The organism is Qingrenia yutianensis (genome assembly GCF_014385105.1).
Lineage (GTDB): Bacteria > Bacillota > Clostridia > UMGS1810 > UMGS1810 > Qingrenia > Qingrenia yutianensis.
This window is the reverse complement of sequence record NZ_JACRTE010000002.1, coordinates 252077-268698: the sequence shown is the minus strand read 5'-3', so window position 1 is coordinate 268698 and position 16622 is coordinate 252077. Positions and strand designations below refer to the sequence as shown.

General features: G+C 44.9%; 14 protein-coding genes. 5 read left to right on the top strand and 9 right to left on the bottom strand.

All coding sequences use genetic code 11. The features are described from left to right. The 9 genes from H8706_RS12405 to H8706_RS03245 form a co-directional block, all read right to left on the bottom strand. On the bottom strand, positions 1-263 hold a 263-nt coding region (locus H8706_RS12405), incomplete at its 3' end, for an IS3 family transposase (protein WP_394354513.1). After that, on the bottom strand, positions 218-532 hold the full coding sequence (locus H8706_RS12400) for an IS3 family transposase (RefSeq protein ID WP_394354512.1): 315 nt from the start codon (positions 530-532) through the stop codon (positions 218-220). The genes H8706_RS12400 and H8706_RS12405, both read right to left, overlap by 46 nt. Before the next feature lie 110 nt (positions 533-642). After that, on the bottom strand, positions 643-954 hold the full coding sequence (locus tag H8706_RS03275; RefSeq protein WP_262431467.1) for a transposase: 312 nt from the start codon (positions 952-954) through the stop codon (positions 643-645). A gap of 152 nt (positions 955-1106) precedes the next feature. Further along, positions 1107-1451 carry a TnpV protein gene (locus H8706_RS03270; RefSeq protein ID WP_002593326.1) on the bottom strand — a complete coding sequence of 115 codons (345 nt, stop codon included), beginning with the start codon at positions 1449-1451 and terminating at the stop codon, positions 1107-1109. Beyond that, entirely contained in the window at positions 1448-4363 is a 2916-nt protein-coding gene (locus H8706_RS03265; protein ID WP_262431466.1) for a DUF4368 domain-containing protein, read from the bottom strand. Before H8706_RS03265 ends, H8706_RS03270 begins: the two co-directional genes overlap by 4 nt. Beyond that, positions 4360-4830 carry a PcfB family protein gene (locus H8706_RS03260; protein WP_262431465.1) on the bottom strand — a complete coding sequence of 157 codons (471 nt, stop codon included), beginning with the start codon at positions 4828-4830 and terminating at the stop codon, positions 4360-4362. Before H8706_RS03260 ends, H8706_RS03265 begins: the two co-directional genes overlap by 4 nt. A gap of 57 nt (positions 4831-4887) precedes the next feature. Further along, the gene (locus H8706_RS03255) at positions 4888-9933 is read right to left on the bottom strand and encodes an S-layer homology domain-containing protein (protein WP_262431464.1); all 5046 of its coding nucleotides are present in this window, start codon (positions 9931-9933) and stop codon (positions 4888-4890) included. Positions 9934-10045: 112 nt separating this feature from the next. Next, on the bottom strand, positions 10046-10927 hold the full coding sequence (locus tag H8706_RS03250) for a helix-turn-helix domain-containing protein (RefSeq protein WP_262431463.1): 882 nt from the start codon (positions 10925-10927) through the stop codon (positions 10046-10048). Positions 10928-10977: 50 nt separating this feature from the next. After that, positions 10978-11148 (bottom strand): hypothetical protein, encoded by a 171-nt coding sequence (locus H8706_RS03245; RefSeq protein ID WP_262431462.1) that lies wholly within the window; start codon positions 11146-11148, stop codon positions 10978-10980. A gap of 431 nt (positions 11149-11579) precedes the next feature. Between H8706_RS03245 and H8706_RS03240 the strand changes: the two genes are divergently transcribed. The 5 genes from H8706_RS03240 to H8706_RS03220 all read left to right on the top strand — a co-directional run bounded on the left by H8706_RS03240 (position 11580) and on the right by H8706_RS03220 (position 16594). Further along, positions 11580-13079, top strand: coding sequence for an acyl-CoA carboxylase subunit beta (locus H8706_RS03240; protein ID WP_262431461.1), 1500 nt, complete (start codon positions 11580-11582; stop codon positions 13077-13079). 16 nt (positions 13080-13095) lie between these two features. Further along, on the top strand, positions 13096-13464 hold the full coding sequence (locus tag H8706_RS03235) for an OadG family protein (protein ID WP_262431460.1): 369 nt from the start codon (positions 13096-13098) through the stop codon (positions 13462-13464). A gap of 18 nt (positions 13465-13482) precedes the next feature. Next, positions 13483-13869, top strand: coding sequence for a biotin/lipoyl-containing protein (locus tag H8706_RS03230; RefSeq protein WP_178347638.1), 387 nt, complete (start codon positions 13483-13485; stop codon positions 13867-13869). 164 nt (positions 13870-14033) lie between these two features. Next, complete coding sequence (locus tag H8706_RS03225; RefSeq protein ID WP_394354514.1) at positions 14034-15152, top strand: sodium ion-translocating decarboxylase subunit beta; 1119 nt, start codon at positions 14034-14036, stop codon at positions 15150-15152. A gap of 38 nt (positions 15153-15190) precedes the next feature. After that, complete coding sequence (locus H8706_RS03220; protein ID WP_262431458.1) at positions 15191-16594, top strand: oxaloacetate decarboxylase subunit alpha; 1404 nt, start codon at positions 15191-15193, stop codon at positions 16592-16594. Positions 16595-16622: the final 28 nt, after the last annotated feature.

Here is a 16622-nt window from a genome sequence, read left to right as displayed (position 1 = left end):
GGTTTGTCTGCCGCAAAATCTCTTTTAAGAAGATTTGGCGAAACGGCATAATTATGTTTGGAGTTTGTAGTAATTTTGAAGGCTCTTTTGCGTATTGAGTGTATGTTATATAATTTCATAAGTCGGTGTACGGTGTTTCGAGAGCACGGACACTCTTTTCTTATCATTGCAGCCAAAGTATCAAGCCCGGCTGCCGGATACCTCTCATGAAGTGATATTAAAATACGCAAAAGTTTTTGTTCGTGCAGTTTACGAGCTGACACGCTGCGATTTTTCCAAGCATAATAGCCGCTCCGAGAGATTTCGAGCAAACGGCATAATTATGTTTGGAGTTTGTAGTAATTTTGAAGGCTCTTTTGCGTATTGAGTGTATGTTATATAATTTCATAAGTCGGTGTACGGTGTTTCGAGAGCACGGACACTCTTTTCTTATCATTGCAGCCAAAGTATCAAGCCCGGCTGCCGGATACCTCTCATGAAGTGATATTAAAATACGCAAAAGTTTTTGTTCGTGCAGTTTACGAGCTGACACGCTGCGATTTTTCCAAGCATAATAGCCGCTCCGAGAGATTTCGAGCAGACGGCATAATTTATCTATAGAGACCTCGGAGCAAATAGCATCAATAAAATGATACTTATCTTCTATAGTTTTGAAAATATGCCGACGGATTTTTTTAATACATCAATGACCTCATCTTTCTCGGCAAGCTGCTTGCGAAGCGAGCGTATTTCCGTTTCAAGTTCACGCTGACGCTTGTCGTTACGATTTTGTCTGTCGGTCGCACCGGGTTGAAAACCTGCACGTTTGAGCCATGATTTGAGGGTTTCAACGCAAATACCAAGCTCGGCGGCAACTTCTTTTGATGGGCGGCCTTGTTCAGTAACCATTTTGATTGCGCCACTCTTGAATGTTTCGTCATAACGAGGTGGCATTGTTCCTTTTTTGATTGACATAAAAATTCCTCCTGTGATTTTGAATTTGTTTGCGTCCATTTCATTATATCACACTTTTTTCTGTCCATCAAATCTGGGAAGACGGCAAATTCTACCGCAACTTTGGACTACATGAGAAAAGTCCGAACAGTTTTCTGCCCGGACTTCCTCGCTCAATCATAAATCAATTCCACTTTCACAATCTCCTCTGCCTGTGCCTTGCAAGCGTTCATCTGCCGCACCCATTCCATTTGGTTTTCGGCTTTCAGTTGCTCGGTCACGCCGTTTTGCTCTGCCAGTGACCGCACGATCAGCTCCATGCGGTTTCGTGCTGTTTCGTCAATCTCGGCGCAATGCTCAAAGAGCTTGTCGGATAGCACCAGCTCATTGAACAGTATCGGACGGTGCATTTCCAGATACGCCTTGCGAAGTCTGCCGTAGTGTCCGAGGGGCTTGGTCTTGCGGATAATGATGTTTGGGATAAGATAATCGCCGTTCTGTGTGTAAGTGATATTCATGCTGTTTGTACTCCTTTCATCGGCTCTCTCTGCGGTAAACTGCTGACAGGGACGAACACGCCCTTTGCAATGTCCTCCGCACGAATGGCGGCTTTCTTGGCTTCGATTTCTGCCTTTTTCCGCTTTTTGATTTTGTCCTCGTATCGCTTCTGTGCTCCGCTGGCTTTCCGCTTCAAGTAGTTCTGGTGGAGCCTGTCCTTGCGTTCCTCACGCTTGCGGATTTCCTCTAATTCCTCCGGGGTAAGCTCCACTTCGCCAAACGCAGGGGGAACGAAACGACCCACGAAATTGAAGTAAATCTCGACCTCCTGTGTGGTCTGAATACTGCCCTTGCGGTCACGCTCATGCACAAGGATTTTCTCAATAAACTCATTGAGCATGGCAATCGTCAGCTTGTCGAAGTTCTCATACTTGTCAATCAGAGCGATAAAACGGTCAGCGTCCTTTTCGTGCTTCTCGTAGCTCTTGATAGCCTTTTCCAGAACAGAGATTTCAGCGGTAAGCTCGGTCTGCTCCTTTTCATATTGAGCGTCCAGAGTGGCATATCTGCTGTCAGACAGCTTTCCTAAAATGTTGTCCTCATAGATTTTGCAGAGCAGGACTTCCAGCTCGGAAACTCTCTGCTTTGCGGTGGCAAGGCGTATCCGCTGTTTCTTGACCTCTGCCGTCTGCTGGCTGGACTGCGCTTCCTGCACCACTCGGACAAACTCGGCTCTGTCATGCTTCGCATACTCGGCAATAGCTTTGAGCATTTCGGAAACAAGGGACAGTACCACATCTTCATTGATACGGTGCTGTGTCGTGCAGAGCTTTCCAACTGGGACTTTGCTGTATTGGGAACAGGTATATTGAGAAATACGCTTGCCGTTGTTGGTACGGTGGACATACATCTTGCCGCCGCAATCGGCACAATAAAGCAAGCCTGTGAGGGGAGCTGCTTCGCCCCAGCCGTCCGGGTAGCGTCTGACATTCCCACGGATTTTCTGCACAAGGTCAAAGGTCTGCTGGTCAATGATAGCTTCATGGGTATTCTCGAAAATTGTCCATTCGTCCTCCGGGACATAATGGCTTTTCTTGTCCTTGAAGTGCTTTCGGGTCTTGAAGTTGATGGTGTGTCCCAGATATTCACGCTTTTCAAGAATGTTGCAGATGGTGGAAGAACCCCAGCCGTACACATCTTTGAAGGTCTTATTTTTGTTCACGCCCTCGCCGTGCCGGGCAAGGTAAGCGGACGGAATGAGGACTTTTTCTTCTTTCAGCTTGCTGGCGATCTGATACGGACCGTAGCCGTCAATCGTCATGGCAAAGATGCGCTTGACCACCTCGGCGGCTTCGGGGTCAACCAACCATTGGTCTCTGGCTTCGTTCCAAAGATAGCCGTAAATGACCGTGCCTGTGAGGTGCTTGCCGGACTTGCCTTTGGACTGGAAAGTGGAACGGATTTTACGGCTGGTGTCTCTGGCGTAGTATTCGTTCATAATGTTGCGGAAAGGGGTAAAATCATCGTCCCCTCTGGCACTGTCCACGCCGTCATTGATGGCGATAAGGCGAACGCCACGCTGACGCAGGATTTCCATAATCTGACCGACTTTCAGATAGTCACGACCCATGCGGCTCATGTCCTTGATGCACAAATACTCCACATTCCCGGCTTCCACTTCTTTCATCATTGCTAAAAATCCGGGACGGTCAAAGCAAGTACCACTAATGCCATCGTCCGTGAAATGGACAATGTTTGTAAAGCCCTGCCGTGCGGCGAACTCCTCCAACATTGCCTTTTGATTGGATATGGAATTGCTCTCACGCTGTTGGTCATCATCTTTGCCAAAGTCATCACGGCTCAGTCGTTCGTACAGAGCTGTGATTTTCTCATTTTTTCTCATAACTTGCGCTCCTTTCTTCGGTTTTAGGTTGTGTGTTCTAAGAGACTTCCCAACCGCTTGATTAAGAAGTCTTTTAGAGCATACAACACCGGCGGCCTGTTTGAATTTGACATATTGCTTAACCGCAAAATGCTCCGGCTCACGCTCTGCGAGCCTGTCAAATAGCATATCCACGGGACTTTTGTAATTTTCGTCGTCCTCACGGGCTTCACTTGCGTTGATTAAATCCAAAAGCGTGATGAAGTTCTTTTCTTCTTCGGGCGCTTCATAGTAAATGTAGCCGATTAGAGCGCAATACAAAAGCCGTTCCGCCTTAACCCAAAAATCCTCGCCCGACTTTTCGCCGTCGCCTTTGGTGTTTGCGATTATGACATTTACCAGCTTCAAAATATCCTTTTCGCTGCGAATATAGGCAAAGGGATTGTAGTGCATACTCTTTTTGAAATTTATCGTATTGAGTGAACGGATTTTGTAACCGCCTTTTTGCAGCATTTTTCCGCACTCGACAAGGATAGTCCCTTTCGGATCGGTCACACAGTAGCTTGTCGTCATCTGCATAAGATTTGGTTTTACAAAAAATCTTGTTTTTCCGCTGCCGCTGCCGCCGATTACAAGCACATTCTTGTTTCGTGCAAATTTCAGATTTTTCGGACGGCTGTTCATTGTCAGCCGTTCCGTGTTCGTCAGCAGAATATTGTTGTAAAAATCCGCGTCAATGTACGGCTTAATATCCTCCGGCGTACCCCAGCGTGCAGAGCCGTATTCAATGCCTTTTCTGAATTTCTTTGCGTTTTTGCTCCGCAGATACAAAATGCACTTGACCGCTAACGCTCCGACAATTCCGGCGGAAATATCGGTAAAATGAAAAGAGAGCAGCGGCGCTTTTGTAAGCTCCGATACTCCCTTAACAACCGATATTAAAATGTTTTCTTCCGACAGCCGCACGGTATATGACAGTTTATCGAATATCCAAAAGAAAATGAGAAACGGCAGATTTGAAATGATTTTTTTCTTATCCGCTGCCGTCATCGCTCAATGCTCCTGTCTTTGATTTTTTCACGGTCTTTATGCTGTGATTTTACTATTTCCGCTAACTTGCGGATAGCCTGTCTAACAGAGGGCTTTTCTTTCTGCCGTAATATTTTCTGAGAATACTCGTTAAACGCCATTGTCAGAACATCTGCGTCCCTACCTTTGAAAAAGACAAGGTATCGGGGCGGCTTTTCGGAATTATCTTTTTTGAGTGCAAAGTCAATCCCGTACTTTTTCGCCGTAGATTCAAACGACCTGATATTTTTATCGGTAATTTCAATGTTTGAAAGAGCCGTGTTGTGTTTCATCAGGTCTCTGATTGTCTGCCTGCCGTGCTTTAAGTCCGGCAGTTTTCCTTTGCGGTGATTTAGGTAAACGGAAATCGCTTTTGCAAGCGTCCGCCCGGTAATTTTGCTGCCGGATATGGCAAGCGCAATCGTTTTCTTTTCAATTTCTTCCTGCAATAAGCAACACCTCCTTGAAAATTTGTCAATTTATGCTCAATTTTTGCTCATTGACATTTATTTTACCCAAGTTTCGGAATTGTCGTGAGAATTTGCAAGGTGTGTGTTTGCCGATTCGCATATTGAATAAAATGCCCAATGCGAATTATTTTTAAGGTCGGTAAATTTATTCAGCAACGAGAGATTTTTATTGATATACCCCTCGTCTGCAATTCTGCCGGTTGCCTTGTTTACGACGGTTACGACCTCCGCACGGGTAATAGCGTTATCGCCCTTGAATGAGCCGTCAGCGTAGCCATTAAGCCAGCCTGCGTGTTTTGCATAAGCAATGTCAGCATACGCCCAATAGTTACTTGCAACATCGGTGTATTTAACGGTGTAGCTGCCTTTTTTAACCTTATTAAACAGAGAATTAAATCTGACCGTCATAGCCACAAATTCCGCACGGGATATATTTTCGTCCGGCTTAAAAGTGTTGTTGTCATAGCCTTTGATAATGCCGTATTTTTCGATATATCCTATAAATTTTGAATACCATTCACTTGACTTAACATCTGCAAAATCGGATTTGCCGCTTATTTTTTCGCCTTTCTGTTCGGAAATAAGCCTTGCGAAAATTGCAGCAGCTTCGGCACGGCTCATATTGTTATCGGGGCGGAAAGTGCCGTCATTATACCCGAAAATGTACGCCGTATGTGTTTTTCCCGGAATTGTTACAACACCGTTTTTATCTGTCGTTCCTGTTGCTTCGCCTTTATTTCTGTCTTTGAGCAGAACGGTAACATTCTCTTTTGCGTTGCCTTTGTTATCGGTTACGGTAACAGTATAAAAGTTTCCGTTATCAAGCGTTTTTCCGTTCGGCAGGATAATTGTTATATTTCCCTTGCTGTCGGTGCTCTTTGAGAAGTTTGTAACGGCTTTTCCGTCCTTGTCAGTGATTTTAACATTTACGGTTGTATAATATCCGCCGCCGGAGCTGCCGCCGCGACCGCCGCCACCGCCGGAAGATGAGCCGCCGCCACCTGTTGACTTAACGGGAAGTGTAACCTTGCCGTTTGCGTCGGTAGTAGCCGTCTTTTCGGTTGTCTTGTCCTTAATTGTAACAGATACACCCTTTATAGCTTTGCTATCCTTATCAAGAACGGTTACGGTTGTCTGATTATCCATTGTTAAGGTCTTGCCGTCGGGAAGCGTAACAAAAATTTTTCCGTCCTTAATTTCAATAAATGCGTTCTCAATCTTGCCCTTTGTGTCCTCAACGGTAATGTTGTATTCTGTTTTCGTTTCCTCTGTGTCGTCCTTGCCGTCGCCGTCTGTGTCCTTGCCCGGTGTAGTTTCGGAAATGTCTGTATTTCCGTCCTTATCCGTTACGCCCTCGCTTGCAGGGGGAATATAGATTTTGCCGTCTTTGTCGGTAACAGCCGTTGCGGTTTTAGGCTCCGCTGCATTTTCGGCAGTTTCGGAAACGGTTTCTTTTACGGTTACGGAAATATCCTTAACCCCCTTGTTATCCTTATCAAGCACGGTTACGGTTATTCTGTTGCTATGCTCAATTTTTATATTTTCGGGAAGTAAAACCGAAATTGTACCGTCAGCAGTTAAGGTTATATATGCGTTTTCGATTTTTGACTTTACATTCTCAACGATAATTGTATAGCTGCCGACTTTTGCAATGCCGTCCTTGTCTGTGTAGTCCTCGCTCATAGGCGGCACAACGATTTTTCCGTTTTCGTCCGTCTTGTCCGTAATGGATTTTTCCGCAGCGTCCGAAACGGTAACGGAAATGTCTTTCAGCGGTGCGCCGTCCTTATCAAGTACGGTTACGGTAATTCGGTTTGCATAGTCAATCATATTTTCAGCCGGAAGTTTTACGCTGAAAGAATTATCCTCATTCAGAGTAACAAGAGCGTTTTCGATATAACCCTTTTCGTCATTTACGAAAACATAATAATTCTGCAAATTAACCTTTCCGTCTTTATCGGTAATTCCCGAATTTACGGGCGGTACAGTCAGCTTTCCGTACATATCGGTCGTGCCTTTTTCGATATAGTCCTTGTCGGCTATTACGATAACAGATACACCCTTTTGAGGATTGCCGTTTTGGTCGGTAACGGTGATAATTGCAGGGCTGTCCTGTGTCAAAATCAAACCGTCGGGCAGCTTCACAACAATGTTATTGCTTTCGCCAATGTAGGTTTCGCAGTTCGGGATTGTAACATTGAGCTTATCCGTAACTTTGATAACATAGGTAAATTTGCTGTCGCCGTCGTCTTTTCCGATAGTTCCGTTGTCGTCGCCTGTCGAGGATTTTTTGTCGGGAGCGATAAACTGTCCGTTTTCGTCCGTTACGCCTGTTGCGTTATTGCCGTTGTCGTCTGTAACAAAGATATTCAAACCCGTTGCTGCTGTCTGCTTTTCGGTATTGAATACGGTTACTGTCGTTCTGTCCGCAAAGTCAAGCAGTCTGTTTTTCGGCAAGCGGATTGAAATGTTATCGTCCTTGTTAATCGTGATTTCGGAATTAAACACGGGCTTGTTGTTCTTGTCCGTGAGAATGACGGAATATTTGCCGATTTCAGCCTTGCCGTCCTCATCCGAATTATCCTTTGCCACAAGCTGCGGAATATCCGCAGTCTGCAATATCGCTTTACACTCAATACATTCAATATGCTTTCTGCCGCCGTGCTCAATGGTAGCCGCTTCGTCAATTATCCATTCTGACGGTGCGTGCCCCTTTGCATTTTTGTAATCACTCTTAACCGTGTCGCCGCACACCTCGCAAACGGAAGTTGTAAATCCGATTTCGGTACAGGTCGGCTCGGTTACGGTCTTTTTGTAAGTATGAGCGATTTTATCGGTATATTCGCCTTTGTAGGTATCGCCGCAATCGCAAGTGAAAATGGTATATCCCATTTCCGTACAAGTCGGAGCAATTACGGTTTTAGTGTAATTATGGTTTTTATGCTCGGTATAATCTCCGATGTACTCTTTACCGCAGTCTGGGCAAGTGTAAACCGTGTAGCCGTGCTCGGTACAAGTTGGGGGAATAACCTTTTTGTCATAATTGTGTTCGGTTTTATCCGTATAGTCCGCAACATAGCTATCGCCGCAGTCAGCACAGGTGTAGGTGGTATATCCAAACTCCGTGCAAGTCGGTTTTGTGATTACGACATTGTAATTATGCGGTTTCTTTTCGGTATAGTCTGAAATATAGCTATCATCACAGTCTACGCAAATATATCTTGTAAAGCCGTGTTCGGTGCAGGTAGGCTCCGTAACATTTGCATTGTAATTGTGCGGAAGTTTATCCGTGTAATCGCCAACATAACTGTCATCGCAGTTATCGCATTTATATTCCGTATATCCCATAGCCGTACAAGTAGGCTTAACAACATTTTCTGAATAGCTGTGTCCTTTTGGTAATTCTAAAACCGTACCGCACTTTTCGCAAGTCCGGGGATCTGTGCAGGTCGCCGCCTTGCCGGGTGTGTGTCCCGTTGCGGATTCCGCTTTAATCATTTTTTCCGAACAGTTATCGTTTTTACAACGGTATTCAATTACGCCGTCAGCGGTACAGGTGGAATAAGTAACCGAATATCCCTCGTCCCAATTATGACCTGTCGGCTCGGTGTAGTCGCTGACATAATTTAAGCCGCACATCGTACAAGTTGAAGTTGTGTAACCTTTATCGGTACAAGTCGGTTCTTTGGTAATACGCTCATAAGCGTGTGAGATAATCGGCGTCATATCTGTTATATATGAATTACCGCAAATTTCGCAGATGTGATTTGTATAGCCTACATTTCTGCAAGTGGGTTGTACTTTTTCAGTCTTGTATTTATGCTCACCGACGGGAGTTGTTTCCTCATAAAAGCTGCCGCATTTGTCGCAGAGGTTTAATTTCAAGCCGCCTTGCTTGCAGGTTGCTTCACGAATTGTAATTGCCTTGTAATTATGTCCGGTCGCTTTGGTGTAATTTCTCTTGTCAAGATTTCCGCAGCCATCGCATTGCCAGCGTTCATAGCCGAGGTTATCACAGGAGGGAGCAACGGTTTCCAAATATCTGTAATCGTGTTCGTGTTTTTCGGGAAGTACAATAACAGTTCCGCCGCTGTTATCGTCCTTTTTGTCCTCCAGCAGCCACACATACGATACACCGTTTTCCGTCATTGTTTCGCCCTGATACTTATATGAGATTTCATAGTACACGGGATAATATCCGGCGTCGGTGTAGTTCGGAGCAGAAGTGAGATTGCATTTGCCTGCACTCGTTCCGTAGCGAATACTTGTATGTACGCCGCTGTCCGACAAGTCGCTGACGGTTACGGTGTGGGATTTATTATCCGCATTTCCGTAGTATGACGAAACAACAGATTTTGCGGTTACATACTCGCTTGTGGAATATCCGCAGTCATCGCATTTTTCGGATATGAAAAAACGGTTGTTGCCAATCTGACCGTCAACCGTTTCTGTAAAATTGTGTGATTCTCGTTTCTCGGAGGCTCTTGCTTTCGTACCCTTGCAAAACTGACAATATCGTCCGGCTTTTAACACTGTTGTATGATAATTCTCGTTATATGGTGTGTATGTGGTATTGTCAAAGTCCAAGAAAAAATTGTGGTCGCAGGAGTTTAAGCCATAAACATTACGGCTGAATCCGTATGCGTCTTTGCCGTCAACGGAGTTTATTGTTCCGCAGGTCTGACAAATTGATTTTGTCCAATGATATGTTGAGTAGCTTGCGTCTTGATTCGGCCGCCCGCTGTCAAGGTTGCCCTTTGTTTTTCCGTCAACCATAGTTCCGTCCGAAAATTTAACGCCCCTGTTTAATGCGGTTGTTCCGCTTTTGGTATATTCGGGCGTTCTGTAAGTAAGCATTATCGTGTCTTTGTTACATACCGTGCACCAGCTTGTTTCCTGCGTGATAGTCGCATTAAAATCAAGCTCGTTTGTTCTGCCGTTTGCAGATACCCATATATCCGCAGGATCGACATATTCGTTTACCTGTGCCGCATAGGTCGTTATCGGCGTAAATCCCGAAAGCAGCGTTGACACCGCCAATGCCGCCGACAGAATATTTTTTAATTTGCTTTTGAAATTCATTTTATTTTTTCCTTTCTCGATTTTATTAAAACGCGTTTTATCTGTATCAAAGCCGTTTATTTAAGGCGGTCTGCACTTTTTGTAATCTGATTTTCTCATAGACAAAACCGCCTTAAAAATGTTTCATATCGTGATTGACCTTCGCTCTGTAATAGCTGTCAATGGTGGAGGGGGCGTTAAACAGAGCCGCAAGCATATATTTTTTGATATTGCGAATATCCGTTGTGTTTTCCCTCATACAGTCGATAACATACTCGATATGCTCAGAATTTAATTTTAACAGCTTTGATTTCACGATTGCCGCCGGGTAGGTATCGCCGGCAATGACAAGACTTGCTTTCTGTGTGCAAACCGTTTCTGTCATAAGGTCAACGATTTCGTCAAGCATAGCAGCGTCACGGTTAAGGTTGACGCTTAAAACATCATAGTCGATATTTTCTTTGATTATCTGTCTGTATGTTTCCACCTCATCATATCCAATCCTATCCGATTTTTCTTTTGTGGGCTGTGCCGCATTTGTCGGCTCCGGCTCTTTTTGATATGATTTGATAGGATAAGTATTTGATATATCCGTATTTAATTCTTTTTTATTTAATCTATTAGTATTTAATTGTGCGGTGTTTTCCGTACACGGCATTTCCGTATCTGGTATATCCATATACGGATTTTCCGTATATGGCTGTGCCGTATCGGGATTGTCCTGCGGCTTTTCAAATATGACATATTCCGTATCGGTAATCTTGCCTTTTTCATCACGGAGACGGTTGCGCTTGATATATCCTGCACGCTCCAATTCTTTTAATGCCGTTCCGATACTGTCAACACCCTCTTTGCATATTGCCGCAAGTCCTCTGGTGGTATAATTCCAATCCTCCGGCAATGACAAAATCAGCGACAAAAGTCCTTTCGACTTTAAGGATAAACTTCTGTCCTTTAAGTGAAAGTTTGACATCACGGTGTAGTCTTGCGTCTTGTTTATTCTGAAAACTGCCATTACAAAAAATCTCCTTTCCTCTGAAATTAAAAAAGCGTCGGGATTTTTTATCAATCCTGACGCTCTCGGTCTGTATTTTCTTTTAACGGTTTGAACATTGCGCAGCTCGTTCCTTTGTGACAATGAATGTACGGGCAAAACGGACTTTTATTATCGAGTAAATAGGTGTCATAGCCCGTCTGACATTTAGGGCATAGCTGCTCGTTATTTTTCTGTTTCATTTTCAAAATTCCTTTCGTTTCAAGGTACAAAAAAAGACAGATATTTCTATCTGCCGTTTTTCAAATATTTTGTTTTGTGCTTGCAATTCAAAAGATTTTCAACGGTTATATCAAAGGTCTTTCCGTCAAAAGTAGTAAATTAGTAGTAAATTTGCTTTGAAAATCTTTTGAATGTGCCTATTTTACAGGTTTTCTTGAAATAATCTTAATTTTTATACAAAAAATTAAAAAATAAAAAAAGGAAACAGAGGGAAAATGTCGAATATATAAGAATAAGGCGTTGAAGTTGGATTTATTGGAAAAATCAGGTAAAATCGCAATTTTTACGCAGGGTTTTAAGATTTTTTTCTTTGGGAAAAATCCCTTAAAAACAATACATTCCGGCAATCGCGCAATGCGAAATATGCCGAAGAAAAGAGGTTCTATTTTTTATGCACAGTCTTGATACTTTAAGAGCCGAGCAGGAGAAAATTTTGTCGCTCGGCGGTAAGGCTCGGATTGAAAAGCAGCACAGCTTGGGCAAAATGACGGCAAGGGAGAGAATAAACGCGCTCATCGACGAGGGTACTTTCGTTGAATTGGACGCATTTGCCGGTCAGAGAGCAAACATTGATTATTCAGACAAAACGCTTGCTGCGGACGGAGTTGTTTGCGGTTACGGTGCGGTTAACAACCGTCAGGTGTGCGTTTTTGCACAGGATTACACCGTACTCGGAGCGTCGCTCGGCGAAGTCGGCGCAGAAAAAATTGTTAAGGTTATGGAGCTTGCCTCCAAAACGGGCGTTCCCGTTATCGCACTTGCAGAAAGTGCAGGTGTAAGGCTTTCCGAGGGGCTTGACGCTTTAAACGGCCTTGGAAAAATCCTTAAAACAAGCGCAAAAATTTCGGGCGTTGTTCCGCAGATTTCAGCGGTTATGGGTCCGCTTGCCGGTGTTGCGGCGGCGTATTCACAGCTTTGCGATTTCACGCTCGTAACAGAAAAGAACACAGCGGTATTTTTGAACGGTCCGCAGGTTGTAAAGGGCAGTACAAATGCCGACATCACCGCGGAAAATCTCGGCGGTGCGGCGGCTTGTGCAAAGTCGGGCAAGGCGCATATTGTGTGCGAAAACGATGCCGACTGCATTGAAAAAATCAAAGCGCTTCTCGATTATCTTCCCGATAACAATTTGAGCGCATCGCCTTTTGGCGGTGAGAATGACGACATCAACAGAACGAGCGAGGTTTTAAACTCGGCAGATACAGAAAATCTCGATATCCGCACGGTTATAAACGAAATCAGCGACGCATCGAGCGTTCTCGAACTTTCAAAAGATTTTGCACCGAACGTTGCGACCGCACTTGTAAAACTCGGCGGTGAGAGCGCGGCAGTTGTTGCGGCAAGCGGTGAGCTTGACATTACAGGGTGCAAAAAAGCATCACGTTTTGTAAGATTTGCCGACAGCTTTAACATTCCCGTTGTGACAATCACAAACGTTACGGGATTTAAAGCGGACAAAAACGAGGAGGACGCGAACAGTCTTGCATCGGCTGCAGAGCTTATCAGTGCGTATGCCGAGGCTACAACAGCTAAAATCGACATTATCGCAGGCTCGGCTTGCGGAGGAGCTTATCTTGCTCTCGGCTCGAAATATATCGGCTCCGATATGACAATCGCTTGGCCGGGTTCCGAAATTTCGGTTCTCAATTCGTCGGCGTGTGCAAATATTATGTTTAAAGATGACATTGCTGAAAGCGACGATCCTCAAAAAGAGCGCGACGCAAAAATCGCAGAATATAAAGAAAACTCAAATGCGTATTCGGCGGCAAAAAGAGGCTATGTTGACAGCATCATCGAGCCGGCGCTCACGCGTCCTGTTGTAATTTCCGCTTTGGAAATGCTCGCCGGAAAACGTGAGTCGGGACTTTCCAAAAAGCACAAAAGCAATTAAGGGATAGGTGATATATATGGTAAACTGGGGCAATGCCTTATTGGTTGTTGTTTTGGGTATGGGCATAGTTTTTATCGTCCTTGCGCTCATTATGTTCGTTCTTATCATAATGGAAAAAGTTCTTGCGCCGAAGGTTAATAAAGACGTTAAAACTGCCGAAAAAACCGAAACGGTTCAAAAAGCACCCGAAACCGCACCGAAAAGGGCTGTTGAAGCAAAAACAAACGGCGACGGCGAAATTATTGCCGCGATAACCGCCGCAATCTGCGCGTCGCTTAATACTTCATCATATAACATTAGAATTAAATCGTACAGAAAACTCGGCGAGAGCGCGTCTGCGTGGAACAGAGCGTCGCGAAACGAGAATGTTTACAAGGGATTTTAAGAAAGGGGTTTAAAAATTATGAGAAAGTTTAATATAAAAGTAAACGGAACTGCATACGAAGTTGAGGTTGAAGAAATCGGCGGTGCAGTATCGAGCGCACCTGCTGTGAGCGCGCCCGTAAGCGCACCTGCCGCGGCGCCTGCTCCCAAAGCAGAGGCTCCCAAGGCCGCCGCTCCGTCGGGAAGTGCAGGAAGCGTAAAGGTTGAGGCTCCTATGCCGGGTACCGTTTTGAGAGTTAACGTAAACGTGGGCGACACTGTTGAAGAAGGTCAGGCGGTTGTAATTTTGGAGGCTATGAAAATGGAAAACGAAATTGCCGCACCGAAGTCGGGAACAGTTGCGTCCATCAACGCAACACAGGGTTCTGCCGTTAACACCGGCGACCTTTTAATCACCCTTAACTGATTTGGAATTTTTAATTTAACTGACAGAAAGGGTGAAAAATTTTGGGAGATTTATTTATTAAAGGTATAACAAGCTTTATGCAGAGTACGGGTATCGCCCGAATTTTCGCCGCGACGCAAAACAGTGCAATCGCCTTTGCAGGGGTAGATTTCGGCACAATTATTATGATTTGCATTGCTTGCGTACTGCTTTATCTTGCTATTGTAAAAGGCTTTGAACCGCTTCTTTTAATGCCGATTGCTTTCGGTATGCTCCTTGCAAATATGCCGGGCGCAAACATTATGCACAACGAAATGTTTGTCGGCACGGGAAACGAAGAACATTTTGTGATGAATTTTTCGGATATTCTTCACAACGGCGGTCTTTTCGATTTGCTTTATCTCGGTGTTAAGCTTGGAATTTATCCGTCGCTGATATTTATGGGAATAGGCGCTATGACAGACTTTTCTCCGCTTATTTCAAACCCCAAAAGCCTTCTTTTGGGTGCGGCGGCACAGCTTGGTGTATTTACGGCATTTTTGGGCGCGCTTGCGCTCGGGTTCACAATGAACGAGGCTATGAGTATCGGTATTATCGGCGGTGCGGACGGCCCGACGGCGATTTTGGTTACAAAAACGCTCGCTCCCATGCTCCTTCCGGCAATCGCTATCGCGGCATATTCGTATATGGCGCTTATCCCGATTATTCAGCCTCCTATTATGAAACTTCTCACCACCAAAAAGGAAAGAAGCATTAAAATGGAAAACCTGCGCCAGGTAAGCAAAACGGAAAAAATCATTTTCCCGATTGCCGTTTCCATTATCGTTGCTTTAATCGTTCCCGACGCAGTACCGCTCGTTGGTATGCTTATGCTCGGCAACCTTTTCAAAGAGTCGGGCGTTGCGGACAGACTTTCAAACACCGCACAGAACGAGCTTTGCAACATCGTAACGATTTTCCTCGGCGTAACGGTCGGCGCAACCGCGTCGGCAGACAGTTTTCTTAAGCTCAAAACGCTTTACATCATTCTTCTCGGACTTTGTGCGTTTTGTTTCAGCACTGCCGGCGGTGTGCTTTTCGGAAAACTTATGTGCAAGGTTACAAAAGGCAAAATCAATCCTCTTATCGGCTCGGCAGGCGTTTCTGCCGTTCCTATGGCGGCGAGGGTTTCGCAGGTTGTCGGACAGAAAGAAAACCCGACAAACTATTTGCTTATGCACGCTATGGGTCCTAACGTTGCAGGTGTTATCGGCTCCGCGGTTGCGGCAGGCGTGTTCCTCACAATGGCTAAATTTTTAGGATAATTATTTTTAGATATTCACTTTTAAGGAGGTAGATATATATGGCAAAAAATCCCGTTAAAATTACCGAAACGGTATTAAGGGACGCTCACCAGTCGCTGATTGCAACAAGAATGACGACCGACGAGATGCTTCCTATCATAGACAAAATGGACAAAATCGGCTATCATTCGCTTGAGGCTTGGGGCGGTGCAACTTTCGATTCGTGCCTTCGCTTTTTGAATGAGGACCCGTGGGAAAGACTCCGTAAAATCAGAGCGGCGGCGAAAAACACAAAACTTCAGATGCTTTTCAGAGGTCAGAACATTTTGGGTTACCGCCACTATGCCGATGACGTTGTTGAATATTTTGTTCAGAAATCAATCGCAAACGGCATTGACATTATGCGTATTTTCGACGCATTGAACGACGTAAGGAACCTTAAAACAGCAATCAACGCGTGCAAAAAGGAAAAAGGTCACGTTCAGGCAACTGTTTGCTACACAATAAGCCCTGTTCACACCATTGAAACATACACAAAAATGGCGAAACAGCTTGAAGAAATGGGTGCAGACAGCATCTGCATCAAGGATATGGCGGCGCTCCTTGTTCCGTACGAGGCATACAAACTTGTAAAAGCGCTTAAAGAAACGGTTAAAATCCCCATTCAGCTCCACACGCACTGCACAAGCGGTGTCGGCGAAATGACGTATCTTAAAGCAATCGAAGCAGGTGTGGACATTGTGGACTGTGCAATTTCTCCGCTTGCGCTCGGCACAAGCCAGCCGGCAACAGAACCGCTCGTTGCCACACTTCAGGGCACAGACAGAGATACCGGTCTTGACCTCGGCGCGCTCACCGAAATTGCGGATTACTTCAAACCGCTCCGCGAAAAATATCTTGAAAGCGGTCTTATGAACACAAAAGTTCTCGGCGTTGACATCAACACGCTTTTGTATCAGGTTCCGGGCGGTATGCTCTCAAACCTTGTTTCACAGCTTAAACAGGCAAACGCAGAGGATAAATTCGACGAGGTGCTTAAAGAAGTTCCGCGCGTAAGAAAAGATTTCGGCTATCCTCCGCTCGTTACGCCTACAAGCCAGATTGTCGGCACACAGGCAGTTTTGAACGTTCTTATGGGCGAGAGATACAAAATGGTTACAAAAGAGTCGAAAGGTCTTGTTAAAGGCGAATACGGCAAAACTCCCGTTCCCGTAAGCGACGAAATCAAGAAAATCATTATCGGTGACGAAAAGCAGATTACCTGCCGTCCTGCGGATAACATCAAGCCCGAGCTTGACAAAATCAGAAACGAATGTAAAGAATATATCGAACAGGACGAGGACGTTTTGTCGTACGCTTTGTTTGACAGTGTTGCAACGAAGTTTTTTCAGCAGCGTCAGGCGGCAAAATATAAGGTAGACTCCTCGCTTGCAGATGTAAACGACAAAGTTTATCCCGTTTGATTTTAACAAAAAAGCGAATGATTTTAAC

Coding starts and splice junctions, on each gene's coding strand:
- H8706_RS03275 (WP_262431467.1), bottom strand. CDS start 954: ATGTCAATCAAAAAAGGAACAATGCCACCTCGTTATGACGAAACATTC.
- H8706_RS03270 (WP_002593326.1), bottom strand. CDS start 1,451: ATGAATATCACTTACACACAGAACGGCGATTATCTTATCCCAAACATC.
- H8706_RS03265 (WP_262431466.1), bottom strand. CDS start 4,363: ATGACGGCAGCGGATAAGAAAAAAATCATTTCAAATCTGCCGTTTCTC.
- H8706_RS03255 (WP_262431464.1), bottom strand. CDS start 9,933: ATGAATTTCAAAAGCAAATTAAAAAATATTCTGTCGGCGGCATTGGCG.
- H8706_RS03250 (WP_262431463.1), bottom strand. CDS start 10,927: ATGGCAGTTTTCAGAATAAACAAGACGCAAGACTACACCGTGATGTCA.
- H8706_RS03245 (WP_262431462.1), bottom strand. CDS start 11,148: ATGAAACAGAAAAATAACGAGCAGCTATGCCCTAAATGTCAGACGGGC.
- H8706_RS03240 (WP_262431461.1), top strand. CDS start 11,580: ATGCACAGTCTTGATACTTTAAGAGCCGAGCAGGAGAAAATTTTGTCG.
- H8706_RS03235 (WP_262431460.1), top strand. CDS start 13,096: ATGGTAAACTGGGGCAATGCCTTATTGGTTGTTGTTTTGGGTATGGGC.
- H8706_RS03230 (WP_178347638.1), top strand. CDS start 13,483: ATGAGAAAGTTTAATATAAAAGTAAACGGAACTGCATACGAAGTTGAG.
- H8706_RS03225 (WP_394354514.1), top strand. CDS start 14,034: ATGATTTGCATTGCTTGCGTACTGCTTTATCTTGCTATTGTAAAAGGC.
- H8706_RS03220 (WP_262431458.1), top strand. CDS start 15,191: ATGGCAAAAAATCCCGTTAAAATTACCGAAACGGTATTAAGGGACGCT.